At 57.5% G+C, this 17,649-nt stretch carries 14 protein-coding genes; 5 read left to right on the plus strand and 9 right to left on the minus strand.

Features of this window, described 5'->3' with window-relative positions; genetic code table 11:
• Positions 1-18: 18 nt before the first annotated feature.
• Positions 19-1,554, minus strand: coding sequence for a fatty acyl-CoA reductase (locus tag G7W63_RS00420; protein WP_166251463.1), 1,536 nt, complete (start codon positions 1,552-1,554; stop codon positions 19-21).
• Between the two features lie 318 nt (positions 1,555-1,872).
• Positions 1,873-3,222 (minus strand): AAA family ATPase, encoded by a 1,350-nt coding sequence (locus G7W63_RS00425; RefSeq protein WP_166251466.1) that lies wholly within the window; start codon positions 3,220-3,222, stop codon positions 1,873-1,875.
• Positions 3,223-3,510: 288 nt separating this feature from the next.
• Here G7W63_RS00425 and G7W63_RS00430 point away from each other — a divergent pair, with 288 nt between their 5' ends.
• Complete coding sequence (locus tag G7W63_RS00430; protein ID WP_166251468.1) at positions 3,511-5,481, plus strand: HDOD domain-containing protein; 1,971 nt, start codon at positions 3,511-3,513, stop codon at positions 5,479-5,481.
• 19 nt (positions 5,482-5,500) lie between these two features.
• On the plus strand, positions 5,501-7,672 hold the full coding sequence (locus G7W63_RS00435) for a putative bifunctional diguanylate cyclase/phosphodiesterase (RefSeq protein WP_166251471.1): 2,172 nt from the start codon (positions 5,501-5,503) through the stop codon (positions 7,670-7,672).
• On the opposite strand, the gene G7W63_RS00440 is transcribed toward G7W63_RS00435, so the two are convergent.
• Positions 7,669-8,541 (minus strand): transporter substrate-binding domain-containing protein, encoded by an 873-nt coding sequence (locus G7W63_RS00440; protein WP_166251474.1) that lies wholly within the window; start codon positions 8,539-8,541, stop codon positions 7,669-7,671. The two genes, G7W63_RS00435 and G7W63_RS00440, sit on opposite strands and share 4 nt — an antisense overlap.
• Before the next feature lie 349 nt (positions 8,542-8,890).
• Between G7W63_RS00440 and G7W63_RS00445 the strand changes: the two genes are divergently transcribed.
• Positions 8,891-9,547 (plus strand): class I SAM-dependent methyltransferase, encoded by a 657-nt coding sequence (locus G7W63_RS00445; protein WP_166251477.1) that lies wholly within the window; start codon positions 8,891-8,893, stop codon positions 9,545-9,547.
• A 45-nt stretch (positions 9,548-9,592) separates the two neighbouring features.
• On the plus strand, positions 9,593-10,600 hold the full coding sequence (locus G7W63_RS00450; protein WP_166251480.1) for a DUF2156 domain-containing protein: 1,008 nt from the start codon (positions 9,593-9,595) through the stop codon (positions 10,598-10,600).
• Here G7W63_RS00450 and murI read toward each other — a convergent pair.
• Both murI and nudC read right to left on the minus strand, forming a co-directional pair.
• Entirely contained in the window at positions 10,578-11,432 is an 855-nt protein-coding gene (gene murI, locus G7W63_RS00455; RefSeq protein WP_166251483.1) for a glutamate racemase, read from the minus strand. The genes G7W63_RS00450 and murI overlap by 23 nt on opposite strands.
• Positions 11,429-12,250 (minus strand): NAD(+) diphosphatase, encoded by an 822-nt coding sequence (gene nudC / locus G7W63_RS00460; RefSeq protein WP_166251486.1) that lies wholly within the window; start codon positions 12,248-12,250, stop codon positions 11,429-11,431. The genes murI and nudC overlap by 4 nt, the downstream gene beginning before the upstream one ends.
• A 133-nt stretch (positions 12,251-12,383) precedes the next feature.
• On the opposite strand from nudC, the gene plsB reads away from it, so the two are divergent.
• Positions 12,384-14,849 carry a glycerol-3-phosphate 1-O-acyltransferase PlsB gene (gene plsB / locus G7W63_RS00465; RefSeq protein ID WP_166251489.1) on the plus strand — a complete coding sequence of 822 codons (2,466 nt, stop codon included), beginning with the start codon at positions 12,384-12,386 and terminating at the stop codon, positions 14,847-14,849.
• A 38-nt stretch (positions 14,850-14,887) separates the two neighbouring features.
• Here the strand turns inward: plsB and G7W63_RS00470 are convergent, their stop codons facing one another.
• The 4 genes from G7W63_RS00470 to tsaB all read right to left on the minus strand — a co-directional run bounded on the left by G7W63_RS00470 (position 14,888) and on the right by tsaB (position 17,648).
• Complete coding sequence (locus tag G7W63_RS00470) at positions 14,888-15,694, minus strand: class I SAM-dependent methyltransferase (protein ID WP_166251492.1); 807 nt, start codon at positions 15,692-15,694, stop codon at positions 14,888-14,890.
• Positions 15,694-16,056 carry a UDP pyrophosphate phosphatase gene (locus G7W63_RS00475; RefSeq protein ID WP_166251495.1) on the minus strand — a complete coding sequence of 121 codons (363 nt, stop codon included), beginning with the start codon at positions 16,054-16,056 and terminating at the stop codon, positions 15,694-15,696. Before G7W63_RS00475 ends, G7W63_RS00470 begins: the two co-directional genes overlap by 1 nt.
• Positions 16,057-16,125: 69 nt before the next feature.
• Positions 16,126-16,923: an undecaprenyl-diphosphate phosphatase gene (locus G7W63_RS00480; RefSeq protein WP_166251498.1), complete on the minus strand. Its 798-nt coding sequence runs from the start codon at positions 16,921-16,923 to the stop codon at positions 16,126-16,128.
• 26 nt (positions 16,924-16,949) lie between these two features.
• Positions 16,950-17,648 (minus strand): tRNA (adenosine(37)-N6)-threonylcarbamoyltransferase complex dimerization subunit type 1 TsaB, encoded by a 699-nt coding sequence (gene tsaB / locus G7W63_RS00485; RefSeq protein WP_166251501.1) that lies wholly within the window; start codon positions 17,646-17,648, stop codon positions 16,950-16,952.
• Position 17,649 lies beyond the last annotated feature (1 nt).

Raw genomic sequence — 17,649 nt, forward strand, 5'->3', positions numbered from 1 at the left:
GGACTCAGCAACAACCGGTCAGGCAGCCTTACGCACTTTCCGCGTATTGAGCCGATAGACTTTGCGCTCGCTCAAAGCGTAACGGTTCAGTCCGGCCAGGTGGATTTTTCTCAGATATGTGGGCCAGTTGATCTGTCTCGGGTCGACCGGGAAAAGGGCTTGATCTGTTTTCCCCAGACGTTGCGACAAAGAGATCAGCTGCTCGTTGTGGAACACATAGTCCGGTGCTGTATAGAAACCGAAGATAGTGGCCAGCGACCGGGTGGTGTCGATGTTCTTCAACAACTTCAGCTCCACCGGCTGGCCTGCCATTTTCAGGGCACGGTCAAGAATCGACAGGGGTACCCGCGCACCGCTGATAACAGTGTCGAACAGTCTCCGATTGACAGCGATGAAGGGCTTTGTCGGCTGGCGGTAAAAGAGGTGTTCGTATTCGGCGTAGTTGGTTTTGGCCTCTTCCATCAGGTAGTCGATAAACTGACCCAGGCGGATCGGATTGGAAGAGCCGCTGCAACACTGATAAACCCGATGGCGGCCCGGTTCGGCCAGGGCCTCGGTCAGCGAAAGTATGATGCTATTGGCCACAAGATCCACGGGAATGACATCAATAATGCCACTGCGCTTGCCGGGAAACAGGCTCACTTTGCCACGGGCATAGGCCAGGATAATGGCGTCCGCCACTTTTACACCCTCGATCCAACCCGGCGCAGGCTCCTCCAGGGCGCTTTCAATGATTGACGGGCGCAGTATGGTAAGGGACTGGCCCTGCAAGGCTTTCATGAGCAATTGCTCACCAAGCCATTTGGTGAAGGTGTAGGTATCGCTCCAGCCATAATGATTGGCTTCGCGGATACCAAGCTCCACCAGTTTTTTCTCAAGCAACCTGCCGCTGTAGCGGGATCTGACATCGGCGATTTTGTCCTGCAACAGCAGAATCAGCTCGTCAACCTCATAAAACCCCTGTTGACTCTTGGGGATGGCAGCCCCTACCGGCCGAATGACCTGCTCATGGACCTGGCCCGAGTTCTTGCCGTTAACATAACAGGTGGAAACCTGAACCACCGGCAGCCCCCCGGCCGATTTGGCGAAGCTCGCGATATTATTGAGACACAGGGTATTTATGGCCAGGGCCTTGTCCAGCTCTTCGCGGAAATTGACGCTGGCAGCACAATTGATCACCGCGTCGAGCTTTTCGGACAACTGGTCATACTGGTCCCGGGGAAGCCCGAACAGGGGTTCCGTCACCTCGCCGGTGACACAGGTAAGCTTGCTTTCAAGGAAGCTGTCGAAACCCTCGCCGTCTTCAAGCTTACGGCGCTCGAATACCGAAGAAGTGGCGATCTCGTTAAGAAACCGTTCACGGGCGTTCGGGTAGCGGGCGTTCCCGCGGATCAGCAGGCATATACCGCCAATATCCGGCACTGTCCGCATGAGCTTTTCCAATACCACCTTGCCTAAAAATCCGCTGGTACCTGTGATAAGGACGTGCTTGCCGCGAAGCTGGGAGAGAACCCGAGAGGCCGCCTCTCCTGAAACCTGCTGCTGTGATGCCATAACCCTGAACTCCTTCTCGACTATTTTTGATCCGGTCCATGGATTCCGGAGACTGTTCAACAAACAAACCTGCCCGCCCCGACAATCCGGTCGTCCTTGAGGAAAACCTCACCGGCCGCGCTGGGGAAGAAGCATGTAATGCGCCAGTACATTGAAGGCGTCGCTCCGAGAGCGATCGAAGCCCAAATAACTGCGTTCATTTATTGCGCAATGATCGCATATTGTCGGTAACAAAGGGGTGACACGCTGCAAGAAAAATAACAAAAAAACACTACCGGAAGCCCTGCCATGCGTGGTGGCTGTTCAGATCAGCCAACCCTAGCCGGACCGCTCGGTAAGCGACCTTAGAAAGCGGTCGAGGGAAACGTCCACCGGCTGTTCCCGCATGGCTTTGAGCAAACGGTCCTGATCCCCGAAAATGACCTGGTCATACCGGGGCTCCAGGGTCTTGAACCCGGCCAATTCGGAGGTTTCGGGAGCTTTTGCCGGCGCCATCTGATCGGCCAGGTGGCGCAGATGGGTGGCAAGGTGCTGGCGATGGCCGGGCGCCAGTGAGTTCCAGTCCAGGGAGGCAAGCCCAGTCTGAACGATTTCGATGGTGTCCTCATCCATGGTGCGCCCCAACAGCGCGAACCAGGCCATAAATGCCTCATAACGCAGCATCCCATGACCATCGTCATCCTTCAGCAGTGCCCCCAGTTCGGCCACCAGCCTGCCTGCCCGATCCTCGGGGGCTTCCGCAACGCCAGCCGGCTTGGCATCGGTATCGGCAGCCGCCGGAGCTGCTACCCGCCCATGAATATTGCCCTCGTGCCCATCCCGTGAGCTCTCCGCCACGCGGCCCTTTTTTGCGATCTGGTGCCAATAAGCCGCAATACCCGCTTTACGAGGCGGCAATTGGTCCAGGCGGACCTTCACCATGTCGGCCAGCACCCGGAACTGGCGGCTGGACGGGTCAGATTCCGGCATCAGCGCAACAGGTCGCTGATTGATAATCGACTGGCGCAGGGTTTCATCGCGCCAGATAGCGCCCAGATAGTGCGGCTGGATACTGAGGTGACGCTGAAGCGCCCCGGCAAAGCGCTGGAACACCGAGCGTGCCTGACTGGCGCCCTGGGCCATGTTGACCAGGACACTCGGGGTACGGCGGTAGCCGCGGCGCTGCAGCACCTTAAGCAGTGAAAAGGCGTCGGTCAGAGCGGTCGGGTCCGGAGTCACTACCACGCATGCCATGCCGGCAGCGGCAATCATGTGAAGCACCACAGGCTGAAGGCCGGCAGCGGTATCGATCAATACATACTCGTAGTGCCGCTCGAGCTCGGCCAGAGAGCGCAGAAGCTCAAAACTGTCGGCCTCTGCCATGTCCATACACTTCTGGACACCAGACGCGCCAGGGATGATGTCGAGGCCGAAGGGTGCCGACATCAGGGTGTCTGTGAGGGAACATCGTTTATCAAGGAAGTCGGCCAGGGTCCGGTCCGGGTACTGGCCCAGCATGATGCTTATGTTTGCCAGGTCGGTATCCCCGTCAAGCAAAAGCACACGGCTGCCCTCACGGGCCAGAGTAAGGGCAAGATTAAGCGCTACCGAAGTTTTACCGACCCCACCCTTGCCTCCGGTGATGGCAAGAATTCGTGGCTGGCGCGATACAGGTTTAGAGTCCGTCATTAACCTATCTTTAATCTGCTGATTAGCCGCTCGGTCAGCGCTGGGCGCTCCGACAAGTAGACGCAATGGCCAGTGTAGCCTGAAGATGCGTCAAAATATAAGCACAAACGGGACATCCGTCTCAGCCATGTGACAGGATTTTACTTTAAAAAATGGTAACGGACGCACACCGTGGCTTATAGTTTGCTTAATTAAGCGACAATAAATTTTAAGATACCTGGTTTATTGTCTAAGCTCTTGCCATACGTATATTTAATTGACATGACTTATTCAGTGACCGGTAAATCCATGCAGATTTCGCCAGACACACAACTCCCCAGCCTCCCCGAGATCACCCTCAGGGCGCTGGAGGCATGTCAGCATGAAGACAGCTATCGCCAGATCAGTCAGATTATTGCTACCGACACTGCCCTGGTGGCCCGCGTTCTCGCCCTTGCAAACTCTTCCCTGTATGGCCGGCCAGGAGAAATCCGCTCGGTGGAACACGCCCTATTACGCCTGGGCACCGACCGGATTCGCACCCTGATCCTGACCGCGGCTCTGCGTCAGCTGCTGTTCGATCTGGGTGCAGACCAATGGCAGCAGCTGCGGGACTTCTGGCGCCACTCACTGACTACCGCGCTAACTGCCAAGGCACTGGCTACCCTCACCCGCTACCCCTCGGCTGACGAAGCGTTCATGATCGGGATGGTCCACAACATCGGCGAACTGATTGCCCTGAAAATGGCGCCCGGTGACTCCCAGCAGGAAAAGCTCAACAGTCAGTCCGAGATAGGGGCCCAGTTCGCCCTGTCCTGGGGGCTGGGACCAATGGCCGCCGACGCCATGCGTTACCAGCAGGCGTCGCCTGCCAGCATTCGGGACGCCGCGCACCTGGTCAAACTCATTAACCTGTCTACCCGCCTCGCCCAGGCTGACGCCGCCGGCATTTCTGCTGCGGGAACAGTCTTTGGCATCAGCGATGACCTGACCCGGGAAATCTGCCTGCGCATCAATAACGAGGTCGCAACCCTGGCCGCTTCTCTCGGGGTCACCCTGGCTGATGAGTACGATGGTCATGCGGCAAGCCGGGTACTTCACCAGACGGTGATCCGGCAGGCCATGGCGGAGCAGAGCCTGAGTTGTGCAGGCAATCACGAAACCATCCCGCTGATGCTCGCCAGCACTGTCAGCAACCTGACCCTGCTAACCGGCTGTCCCGCGCTGTTTTTCACAGCCCGGCCTGAATCTCTGAAGCTCGTGTCCACCAGTCAGGGGGACTGCCCTGACATGGCTGTTTCAGCAACGCCTGCCCTGAGCGCCCTGACCCGTTGCCACCGGGATAGTGTCATTGTCTATTCCGACCCTGATGACCTGAGCATACTTGACCAGCAAGTACTAAGATTGCTCAGGAGCACCACCATGATGGCGTTACCGGTGCTTTTTGAGGAACAGTGCTACGGTGTTTTTCTGCTTGGCACAGACTCAGCTGACGACGCCGCAGTGGAAACCCTTGCCCGAATGTTCAGCCAGCGCCTGACACGCCTGATCGCAGACTCGGTGGCGGCAGGCACTGGCACAGAGGATCTTACCCAGGCGCTTCTGGAAGAGGGTATCCGGCGCCAGATCCACGAGATAAGCAACCCGCTGACCATCATCCGGCAGTACATATATCAACTGCGCGGTAAACTCGACGATAGCCAGGTCCATGAAGAGCTGGACATTATCCGGGATGAACTGGAGCGCGCTGGCAACCTGTTGCTGCAGATGGGCGAAGCCCATGAGCATGAGCGCGAAGGGGTAAGCCACGCAATCCTGAACGATGAACTGCGGGCATTGAACGAACTGTTTGAGGATACGCTGTTCGGAGACCGCAAGGTCACCTCCCGGCTGTCCTTGAGCAGTGGCTCAACCGAACTCAAGGCAACCAGGGCACCGGTGCGTCAGGTGGTGATCAACCTGATCCGCAATGCCGTTGAAAGCATGACCACGGGGGGCAGTATTGCACTGACCACAACTGCTCCCGTTTTCCAAAACGGTGGCAAATGGGTAGAGTTGCTGGTAGAAGACACCGGTCCGGGTTTACCGAAAGACGTCCAGGATCGACTGTTCTTACCGGTAACTTCTGGCAAGGGCGCAGGGCATAGCGGCCTGGGATTGAGCATTGTGAAACAGCTCATTGATGACATGGAGGGAATCATCGGCTGCCATTCAGGTGAAAAGGGAACCCGTTTCCGTATCCTTTTGCCTGCAGCATCGGACCAAAATGACGAAGAATAATAATCATGGGTAATTCGCGATGACAAGGGAGCTCACCTATCCACTGAAGCCGTCGCTTACGATGGCCCGCATTCTGGTTGCGGACGATGACCCCCGTCTTCTCAAGAGCCTGGCGACGTTACTGGAACAGCGCGGCTATGACGTAACCGCCGCGCTCGGAGGCCGGGCCGCCTGTGAAGAGCTCTCTAACCAGCGCTTTGATCTGGCCATGCTCGATCTGCGCATGCCCGACGTTGATGGTTTTGATGTCATGGCCCATGCTGCCGGTGTTCAGGCGGACTGCGGCATTGTCGTGGTTAGCGGCGAAAGCTCGTTCAGCAGTGTCAGCCGAGCGCTCAGACGTGGCGCCCAGGACTATATCAAGAAGCCGTTTGATCCCGATGAACTGCTGGCTACCCTCGAAGGGGTTCTGGGCAAGCAATCCCTCGTCCGCGCCCATGCGGACGTTCAGCAAAGGCTTGAGAAATCCGAAGCGCTCCACCGATACATCGTCAACAGCTCACCCGACATCGTCTTCATGCTCGACGAAAGAGGCCGCTTCTGTTTCCTCAACAACAAGATCGAAGCTCTGCTGGGTTATCGGGCGGCCGATCTGAACGGCAAGCATTTTCGAACACTGATCGATGAACAGGATGTGACACGGGGCACTTATGCCCTGCAGGACCCAGGCATCAGCGCTGAGAATCCCCGAACCCTCGAAGTGAGGATCAAGACCCGCAGCAGCCGCAAGGCGAACCGCTACTTCGAGATTACCGCCTTCCCCATTGATCATGAAACCTGGCCACTTGCCGCCGACATCGCAGCCAGAGAGGCAAGCCAGAAGGCACGGTTCTATGGCACCGCCCGGGATATTACCGAGCGCAAGGAAGCAGAGGCCTTTATCAATTTCCAGGCCTACCATGACCTGCTTACCCGGCTACCCAACCGCGCCCTGTTCAAGGACCGACTGAACCTGGCAATCACTCAGGCCCGCCGCAACCGTCGCAAGCTTGCGGTCATGTTCCTGGACCTTGACCGGTTCAAGATCATCAACGATACCCTCGGCCACGCCATGGGTGATCGCCTTCTTCAGGCCGTGACCCAGCGTCTGGAAGAATGTCTGCGCAAAGGTGACACCCTGTCCCGCTTCGGGGGCGATGAATTCACCTTATTGCTTCCTGAAATAAACAGCCACGAAGACGCCCGGGGCATTGCCAAGAAGCTCATACGTGCCATGAAGGCCCCGTTCCAGCTTGGCGACCATGAGGTTTTCGTGGGCGTCAGCATCGGCATCTCGCTCTATCCGGACGCGGGTAATTCACTGGATCAGCTGATACAGAACGCTGATATTGCCATGTATCATGTCAAGGCCAGGGGCAAGGACGGTTACCGTTTTTTCAGCGACACCATGAGCATCGACACCGCCCACCGGCTTAACCTTGAGCGGGACCTCCGCCAGGCGCTCGACAACAATGAACTCCGGGTCTTCTATCAGCCCCAGGTGAGCGCTACTACAGGGAAAATCGTCGGCCTGGAAGCGCTGGTCCGCTGGCAGCACCCGGAACGCGGACTGCTTTATCCGAAAGACTTCCTGCCGCTGGCGGAAGAAACCAAGTTGATTGTCGACCTCAGTGAGCAGGTATTGGCTCAGGCTTGCCGGGAAGTGAAGCGATGGATCAACGACGGCCATGAGGGCTTGAGACTGGCGGTTAATATGTCCCCCATCCAGGTGGATCACCCGAGATTTGTGGAGAACCTCCTGCAACAACTCCACAACCAGGACTTCCCACCCGGCAACCTGGAAATCGAGATCACTGAAAATGTCATCATGAGCGATCTGGAGCAGATCAGCCTGAAGCTCCGGGAACTCGCCAACGTGGGCGTCCGAATTGCTATCGATGACTTCGGAACAGGCTACTCGTCATTGAATTACCTGCACCGGCTCCCCATTCACACCCTGAAAGTGGACCAGACCTTTGTTCGGGGCATACGTACTGGCGAGGACGGCGCCTGCATCGTCAATGCCATCGTTGCCATGGCACACGGGCTGAAACTGGACATAGTGGCGGAGGGGGTGGAAACCGACATCCAGTTGAGTTACCTCAAAGGCCTTGGCTGCCATCAGGTCCAGGGCTTTTTCTATGGCCCCGCTCAGCCAGCGGACGCCATCAGCCGCCTGCTGGGATGCGGAGCCATCAGGGCCGCGGTCTAGTAGAGCCCTGCCTCTTCGGCAATGTAGCGCCTGCGGATGGCCTCCAGTTCGCCGCTACCACCCATCTCCAGAAGTCTGCTGTTGATCAACTCTTTTACTTCAGCCGGCATATTCCGATCGTAACTCAGGTAAATGGGAAACTGAGGAATAATGGAGCTGACATCTACCTCCCGAAAACATTGCTTGTCACCGGAAAACTTTTCAACGTGGTAGTTCAGCCGCGAGTGCAGCTCAAGAAAACCATCCGCGCTTTGCGCGCTGACCAACTTAAGCCCGGCATCGAACCGCTCCACTGGCACTGATCGTATGTCCCCGCTTTCCATGGCCTCGGAAAAACCGGGATACCGGAAGTGCCTCAAAGAGACTATGGCCAGGCCCTTAAGGTCCTCCACCTGTTCAACCCGCGCCGGCAAGGCCGGATTACAGGTGAGCAAAACGTGATTGGTCACAAACAGTGGCTGAGCGGCCATCTCGCCATAGTCACCAAACGAGTTCCAGACCGGAGCATCGTACGCCACCCAGTCCACTACCCGGCCGCTCTGCACTTTGTCACGAAGGCGGTTTACCGGCAGCACAATGGGTTCAACCTGGTACCGGGAGCCTGCGAAGACTGCACTGACGATGTCAGAAACAATCCCTCGGGTACTGACATTGTCCTGCACAATCTGGAATGGCTGGGCCTTGTCGTCCAACACTAGGTAGGTGATACGCAGCGGCTCTGTTGCAGAGGAGGGCTCCGCAGAGACCGGGGAATGGCCTGCCAGCAGGATCAGGGCGCACAGGGACGGGCACAGCAGATGGTGCCGGCCTGGTATATCAGGCAGCCATGAACGCCGTCGTCCACCGTGCACCAGAAGCATGTTTTGCAAACAAACACCTCAGCGGTGACATAATGTCAGGAGTATAGACCCGGCAATTTACCCGGGTCACTTTTATTCTGCCGTCCTCGTGACAGGAGCTGCCAAATATCTGAAAAACAATAAATAGATTGTCCTACACTTCGATTAACAATTATGACGCGGTTTGCAAAGTGTTGCGATGCGTAACCTTATGTATCTGGAAATGCGGCCTACTGCACATAATTGCCCCTCCCTCTTACTCTAAGCTTTTTCAACGAACTGCTCGACTGCGTAACCGAGTGAGGTCCAAGGCCCCGCGCGGCACTCAATAACGACAATACCGCAGCGGGTTAATCTGACTTGGAAGGCACTGAAAACCATGCGTGATAAATATAAATACATAGGCCCCGTTTACGATTTCCTCAGCAACCTCTACAGCGGAAAAAACATTCACCGTTGTAAAACCGCCATGCTTGATGTCGAAACCATTAAACCCGGAACCCGTGTTCTGTTTGCCGGTGTTGGCCACGGTCGTGACGCCATACGGGCAGCGGAACTGGGGGCAGATGTCACTGTCGTCGACCTGTCTGAAACCATGCTGCGCAAATTTGCCGACGCTCAGCAAAAAGAAGCACCCGATCTCAACATCCGACGCATCCACAGCGACATCATGACAGTGGACGAATTCGAGCAGTACGACATGGTGGTGGCGAACTTCTTCCTGAACGTGTTTGACGAGGACATGATGGTCCGCGTTCTTGAACACCTGATCCGTCTCGGCAAGGCGGACGCCAAAGTTGTCGTGGGTGACTTTTGCTACCCCTCCGGCAACCCTCTGGCACGTATGTTCAAAAAGCTCTACTGGTATATGGCTGTTTTCACCTTCTGGCTGTTTGCCAACAATGCTTTCCACAAGATCTACAACTATCCCGAGCACATGCAACGCCTTGGCCTCCAGGTAACCGAGAAGAAGCACTTCAAGTTGCTCAACATGAATTGCTACTGGTCGATCCTTGGACAGAAACAGGCGCAATAACGCCCCACACCACAGAACAACACCTGAATCCCTGGGGGAGGCCGCATGACAAATCAGATTCTGGCACTGGAACAGTACGGCTCGCTTGCAGAAGGCTCGTTCACCTTTTCCGAGCGCGTGGACTACCTGAAGAAGTTCGGCACACACTCACAGTCCTTCTCGACACTGCAGCCCGGTATGGACTACTTTGATCTGCCCGGGGTCGGCTATATCGGATTCATGCGCAAATGGGGCATGACCTTTGTACTGTCCGACCCGGTCACGGCACCAGAGCATTTTGAAGTCATTCTGGAGCGGTTTCATTCACGCTATCCGAATGCCTCCTATATTCAGGTATCGAAACCCGTTGTGGACTACCTGCATCGTCGCTTTGATCTCTACGGTACCCAGTTTGGCAGCGAGTCCCGGATCAACCTGGAGACCTGGTCATTGAGCGGCAAGAAGAAGCAGATCATCCGCACTGCCCTGAATCAGGCTGAAAAAAGCGGCATCACCGTAAAAGAAAGGTTCAGCGACGACCATACCCGAGAGATTTCCGATGCCTGGATACGCACCCGGAAATGCAAAAGCAAGGAAATACGCTTCCTCATCCGGCCAATGGAAATGAGCTATCGGGAGAACGAGCGGCATTTCTACGCCTATCAGGATGGCAAGGCTGTTGGGTTCATCTACTTCGATCCCATCTACCGCAACAATCGCATTGTCAGCTATGTTCCGAACATTTCCCGGGCCAACGCGCAGTTCCGACAAGGTATCTTCTACACCCTCATGGCCCACGCCATGGAAGTATTCCAGAAGGAAGGCGTGCCTCACCTGGATCTTGGCCTGATCCCCCTGTCACTGGACAGGGAGACCGAACACCAGGAAAGCCGTTTACTGAAACGAATCCTGCACGGACTCTATGATCGCGGTAATTTCCTTTATAATTTCAAAGGGCTGGAATTCACCAAATCCCGGTTCAGGGGCAGTAGCTTCAAAACCTATTGCTGCCATCAACGCTCGCTGCCGGCGCTCGAGTTTCTTGCCATGTTCAAGCTGACGCGACTGCTGTAGCGTCAGCCTGAGGCGTACCTGGCCAGAAGCCTGTGAGCACATCAGGCGCCATGCCCAGCCCGGCCATATAAGTTCTGATATGAGCCGGTGCCGGGCCGCTGAAACATCCGTTCACACGCACCCCAACGACGTCGCGCGGAACCGTTTGTGTCATCACGAAACCGGCCGCGGTCAACAACTGCCGGGTCCGTCGGGCTATCGCTTCTCCTGAGTCCACCCAGTGACTGACACCGGGCAACAGGGTTCTTAACAGCTCGTCTATCAGCGGGTAATGGGTACAACCCAATACAACCGTGTCCACCTCAGCGACCCTGAAAGGCTCCAGCGCGGCTGACAGCTGCTCTGCCGGCAGCGCCGCGTGCCCCGAAGCCCAGGCCTCAATCCAGTGCACCAGGTCGGCCTGACCAACTCGTGTGACTGTACAATCAGAAGCAAACTCGCCAATGAGCGCGTCCAGGTAGGGACGTTTAACGGTCGCAGGCGTCGCCAGCAGGCCTATTCGCCGGTTCCGGGATACGCCGGCCGCCGGCTTGATGGCGGGGACGACCCCAACCACAGGTACAGGAATGGCTGCCCTCAGCGCCGGCAGGGCAATGGTGCTGGCGGTGTTACAGGCAATCACCACCACATCTGCTCCAGTATTCTGTAGACATTGGCCGATCAGACTTACGCAGCGCTCAATGACTACGGACTCGGGCTGGTTGCCATAGGGAAAAAAGGCGTTGTCCATCAGGTAGGTCAGCCTCGCATTCGGCACAGTCTGCCCAATACAGCGCGCTACGCTCAATCCACCGATACCCGAATCGAAAACCAATACCTTCGGGCCGCTCACGACAGTGCCTCTGTACCATTGATCTCATTTTCCATTGCCCGAATCAAGCGACCGGCAATGGTAGTCAGGGGTGGCACGGGCGGCAGATCCCCAGGCTCGAACCAATCGGCGTGAGCAAGCTCGTCGGCCTGCAGAACGAGATCACCGGCCACATAATCAGCGAAATAGCCCAGCATGAGTTGATGGGGAAAGGGCCAGGGCTGGGACGCATGATAGCGGATGTTATCGACGTCCAGCCCGGTCTCCTCCTTCACTTCCCGGCGTACTGCCTCTTCCGCACTTTCACCAGGCTCGACAAAGCCTGCGATCAGGCTGTAGTAGTGCCGCCGGGTCCGGGAGGACCGAGCCAGCAGGAACCTGCCTTCCCGGCGAATGACCACAATCACACAGGGTGCCAGGCGGGCGTACCAGGGTAGCTGGCAAGGCTCGCACCAGCGGGCCCGCTCAGCCGGATGGTAGTCCGTCGGCTGGCCACATCGGCCACAGTATCGGTGATCACGCCACCAATGCTGAACCTGCATGGCGGTCCCAAGCATTGTGGTGGGCGCATCTTCGGTGTTCAGCAGGGCTTCACGCAGGGGTACAGGGTAGCCAGCCCGGGACTGGGTTTCCGGACTGACCTCCACCACGTAAACGTTACGTTCCTGATAGCGCCCCACATACACCGGCTCGCTGTCTGAGGCCAGTAAATCGCTGACTTGTGACCAGTCCTGCAGCCAGCCGGTTTCAGGCCGAACGATTGCGTCGCCACACAGCGCGATCACCCCATCATTATGCTCAGGACACTGCCGAGACCAGCCGGCCACCCATTCTGTCATTACCAAAACCTCGTCTATGGCTGCACAGAGAAATGTACCATATCGCTGCCCGAGCCATAACAGCTTAGCGGCTTTGCGCCGACTGGCAGAGCAAGTACACTTAGCGCCAGTTTGGTAACCAGAGCGATCGACTATGCGTTTTCTGCCGGGCCTGAGCAGCCTTATCCTGACCCTGTTTCGTAAATGCCTGTTTCTCTGGGTCAGAACGGACGTTATAGGCGCCAGCCGGGAACAACTGGAACTGGATCCAGACAAGCCGATTTGCTACGTGCTCCAGTACAGCTCCCTTTCCAGCCGCCTGGTCCTGGAGCAGGAGGTGCTTCGCGCCGGTCTGCCCTCCGCCGAACAGCCCGTCCCGATTCACGGCGCACCCCAGCGGTCCTTCTTCTTCCTATACCACCGCACCGGCGGCCTGTTCCGAAGAAGACAGACCCCTACCCTGACTGAGCGCATGCAGGCATACGTCGAACTCTGCCTTGGCGACCCTACCCTCGATATCCAGGTCGTGCCGGTTTCACTGTTCTGGGGCCGGGCGCCTGACAAGGCCAGGTCACTGGTCAAGCTGGTGCTGTCAGACACCTGGTCGGTCGCCGGTCGTTTGCAGAAATTCCTGATCATCCTGGTGCACGGCCGCAATACCTACGTTCAGTTCAGCAAGCCCCTGTCCCTCAGCCAGGTGGTCGATGAGCACCGGGATAACGAGCAGAAAGCCATACGAAAGGTGGCCCGTGTCCTGCGCACCCACTTTCGCCGTGTGCGCCAGGCGGTCCTTGGACCGGACCTGTCGCACCGGCGCACGTTGGTTGAAGGCCTGATCCGTACCCCTGCAGTAAAAGACGCCATAAGGGAAACCGCGCGAAAAGAGGACATTCCGCCGGAAAAAGCCCGCATGAAAGCCCGCAAGTACGCAGACGAAATTGCCGCCAGCATGTCGGTGGCGACAATACGCGTCCTCGAGGTGGTTCTCAGCTGGTTATGGAACCGGATCTACAACGGCGTTGCGGTGAATAACATCGAAGTCGCCCAGGATGTGGCCCGCGATTACTCGGTGATCTATGTGCCCTGCCACCGATCCCACATTGACTACCTTCTGCTGTCCTATGTTCTGTATCGCAATGGCTTGATGCCGCCTCACATAGCGGCGGGCATCAACCTGAATATGCCCGTGGTGGGCCCGGTGCTTCGCCGTGGCGGGGCTTTCTTCATGCGCCGCAGTTTCAAGGACAACCCCCTGTACAGCACGGTGTTCAACGAATACATGCACGTGATGTTCACCCGGGGCTACTCGGTAGAGTACTTCGTTGAAGGCGGGCGCAGTCGCACCGGCAGAATGCTCCAGCCGCGTCCGGGCATGCTTGCCATGACCGTACGGAGTTTTCTACGGGACCATCGCAAGCCGATCGTGTTCGTGCCGGTTTACGTAGGCTATGAAAAGGTGATGGAGGGACGCTCCTATCTTGGTGAGCTGCGAGGCAAGAAGAAGCAGAAAGAAAGTATTTTCTCCCTGATCAGGGCAATCGGCAAGCTCAGGAACTCGTTCGGCAAGGTCGCAGTCAATTTTGGCGAGGCCATTCCCCTAGCGCCCTTGCTGGACGAGGTGGAGCCAAGCTGGCGCAAACAGGCTTACGCCAGTGACTATCGCCCCAAATGGCTGAACAGGGCGGTTTCAGAACTGGCGATCCGGGTCGCCACCCGGATCAATGCCGCGGTCGCCGTGAACCCCATTGGCATGACAGCGACCGTATTGCTAAGCACTGAGAGGCTGGCAATGGATGAGTCCCAGCTCAGTCGCCTGATGGACCAGTTTGCCGACCTGTTGCGGGCCTTTCCCTACGCCGACACGGTGACCCTTCCCGAAGGCCAGGGCAAAGACTGGGTAGATTATTGCGAGGGCATGGGGCTGGTGGATCGCCAACCACAGAAACTGGGGGATATCATCGCGCTCGAGGGCAATAACGCCATCCTGATGACCTATTACAGGAACAACATCCAGCACCTGTTTGCCCTGCCTTCATTGATTGCCTCTCTGTTCGAGAACAATGCCTCCCTTGCCCAGGACAAGGTGGTCTTCCTGGCAAGCGTCGTGTATCCCTACCTGCAATCGGAGCTGTTCCTCAAATATCATCCGGAGCAGGCCGAACAGGTGGTCGACCAGTGGCTGGATGTACTCGTGTCACAGGGATTGTTGCGCTCCGAGGGGGACCTGATCATGCGACCCCTGGAAGGCACCGACGCCATGCTCCGGCTGAGAATACTGTCGCGGTTCATTATCCAGACCCTGGAACGCTACCATATTTCCATTGCCGTACTTCGCAAATATGGCTCAGGGAAGATCAGCGCGACCGAACTGGAAGAGCAGAGCACCCTGATGGCCGAGCGCATGTCCATACTGTTTGGCCTGAACGCGCCCGAATTCTTTGACAAGACACTGTTCCGCAACTTCATAGCCAACCTGCAAAAGAACGAGGTTATCACCGAGGATGCCAACGGCCAGCTATGCTATACCGACGGCCTGGATGAAGTAGCTGAAGATGCTCGCCTGGTGCTGAGCGTGGAGAAGCGTCAGGCGATCCAGCAGGTAACCATGCTGGGAGCTTGACCATTTCGAGGGGGAGTATGGGTCCTCCGGGAAACAGCTTATCGGACCGGGAGGGCCTTGATCGGGTAGATGTCGTAGCGGCTGGTCTTACCTTCCAGCCGGGTAGCCGGTTCAATGCCTGTCACGGGCGGCGCTTTTCGCGGACGCTTGACCACCACCCGATAGGTCGCCCGCACCAGGGCAGCCCTCAATAAAGCCGGCGCATCGTCGTCATCACCCACCAGATCCCGGAATACCCGCATTTCTTTTTTGACCAGCGCTGATTTATCCCGGTGGGGAAACATCGGATCAAGGTAAATGACGTCTGCTACGTCCGGCTCCGATCCTTCCAGCCAGTTAGCACTGTCTTCCCTGATCAGCTCCATGCGTTCGACCACCGGCGCCGCAGCGGCATTCAGACTCGCCCTCTCCAGCCCGTCAGCCAGCAATGCGTGGACGATCGGTGAACGCTCAAGCAGTGTCACTGAACAGCCGAGCCCGGCGAGCACAAAGGCATCCTGGCCCAGGCCGGCAGTGGCATCGAGTATGCGCAGAGGTTGCCGTGTTTTCTGGAGCCCGACGGCCCTTGCGATCAACTGGCCTGTGCCACCACCATGCTCCAGACGGTAGCCTGCCTTGCCGGTGTCGAAGGCAGCGCGCACAGGACCCGGAGCTCCCTTGCCGGTGACCTGCAGGCACAGACCCTGCTCGTCGCCATAAAGAAGCATCGAAAAATTACGGACGTGGCGGGGATCGACGGTGCCAAGAAAGGGCAGGTCAAGATCAAGAGCAAGTTGCCGAAGGCCGGCAATGTCAGCCAGGCCTGAGCCCGCGACAGCAATAGAGGTATTGGAAGGCGTCAGCATCAGACCCGGATATCAATCCCGGCCATTTCAACATCCCCGCCATCCCGCTGCCCTGCCACCGCTGCGAATACATCAAGTGCGCGGGCACTGGCAAATGGAAGTTCGTCGGCACGGAACCGTTCCAGACGGGCATCCTCGGCTGCCTGGCGCGCCTCCACCCGGCGCTCGATCGCCGCGCTGTCGATTGCATCCGGCTGGCGTGGACTGCGCTCGTCTCTGGGCTCAGCAAGCGTCCTGCGAATATCGGTCCCGCTGGCGTTTGGTCCGCTGACGGCCGGGTTGCGGGCGACATCCGGCCGGCTGCGGGCTGACGCAGCCTCGCTCTGGGCAGGAAGAAATGTGCTAGAGGGCAGACCAACCATTTCGAATTGTCCGGGCAAATTCAGCTGAAAGCAAAGTATGGAACGGGTCGCGGGAAAATAAAAGCCCGGTTACCAAAGCACAACCAAGAGCACTACACCCAGTAACATGCGATAGATGACATAGGGCATCAGACCCAGCCGTTCCAGGAATTTCAGGAACAGATGAATACAGACGACCGCACTGACAAACGAAATGCCAGCCCCAAGGGCAATGGACTGCCAGTCTGCCGCCTCACCCAGGTTGATAAGTTCAATGACCTTCAGAAGCCCTGCTGCCGCAATCAGTGGTATGGAAATCAGGAACGAAAACCGGGCCGCTGAGTCACGGCTGAATCCCAGAAACAGTGCGGCGGTCATGGTGATGCCCGAGCGGGAAGTGCCGGGAATCAGAGCCAGGGCCTGAGCCAGTCCGATGATGACCGCATCCTTTAACCGCAGCCCCGGCAACTCGCGCTCGCGCCGACCGACTGCGTCTGACCACCAGAGCACCAAACCGAACCCGATGGTGGAAAATGCTATGACCAGTCCGGACCGCAAGTGGGCTTCTATCATGTCGTCCAACAAAAGACCGGCCAAACCAGCGGGAATGGTTGCCGCTATGACGGCCCAGGCCAGGCCGCTGTCCTCTCCTACGCGGCGGTGGTAGGTATCCGTCAACCAAGCCTGGCTCAGCCGGGCCACGTCGCGGCGGAAATACCAGACCACAGCAGCCAGAGTACCTACATGCACCGCCACATCAAAGGCAAGCCCCTGATCAGGCCAGCCCAGAAGCTGCGACGGAAGGATAAGATGTGCGGAGCTACTGATCGGAAGAAATTCAGTCAGGCCCTGCAGGATAGACAATATAATGATATGCCACAGATCCATGGCTTGGGATTCCGCAAAAAGGATGGTTAACGACCGGGCAGTTTATTCCAGGTCACTTCGTCACGCAGGTACACCGGCCTGGCCTCGTGGGCAGCCACCGACTCACCTCTTTGCCAGGCCCCGCGGCCTAGAAGGGCAACCTCCCTCGCCCTGGGCACGAGGGTTGGGTCGACATCGATTACGCTGTTGACCAACGCCCCAGGCATATCCGCCTCAAGACGCCAGCCCGAACCGGCACCTAGCCAGGTCGTTGGGCCGTCCGGCAGGGTAAGGGATTCAGGACGACACACGCGCTCCGGCACAATAAGCTTCGGCTCACCGTCACGACACAAAAAGCACCCCCAGTAGACCTCACCCATGCGGGCGTCAAAAGCGATCGCAAAGCCTGTGTCGGTGCCAGTCGGGGCATGCTCGGGAATCAGCTGGGCAGCGACAGCAGCAAGGGAGGAAACCGGCAGCACCGGTATGCCAAGGCCATAGGCAAGTCCCTGGACCACGCCTGTTGCAATACGCAATCCCGTGAAAGAACCGGGTCCGCAAGCAAAGGCAATGGCGTCCAGTTGGGCAGGAGCGAGCCCCTGTTCGCTGAGCAGGTCCCGGACCATCGGCATGAGCAGACGGGTGTGACCCCTCGGTGCCAGACTGAAGCGGTCGGTAAGCTGATCATCCACCAGAAGTGCTGCCGAGCAACCCTCGGATGATGTGTCCAGAGCCAATATCTTCACA

It is taken from the genome of Marinobacter salicampi (genome assembly GCF_011074795.1).
Classification (GTDB): Bacteria; Pseudomonadota; Gammaproteobacteria; order Pseudomonadales; family Oleiphilaceae; genus Marinobacter; species Marinobacter salicampi.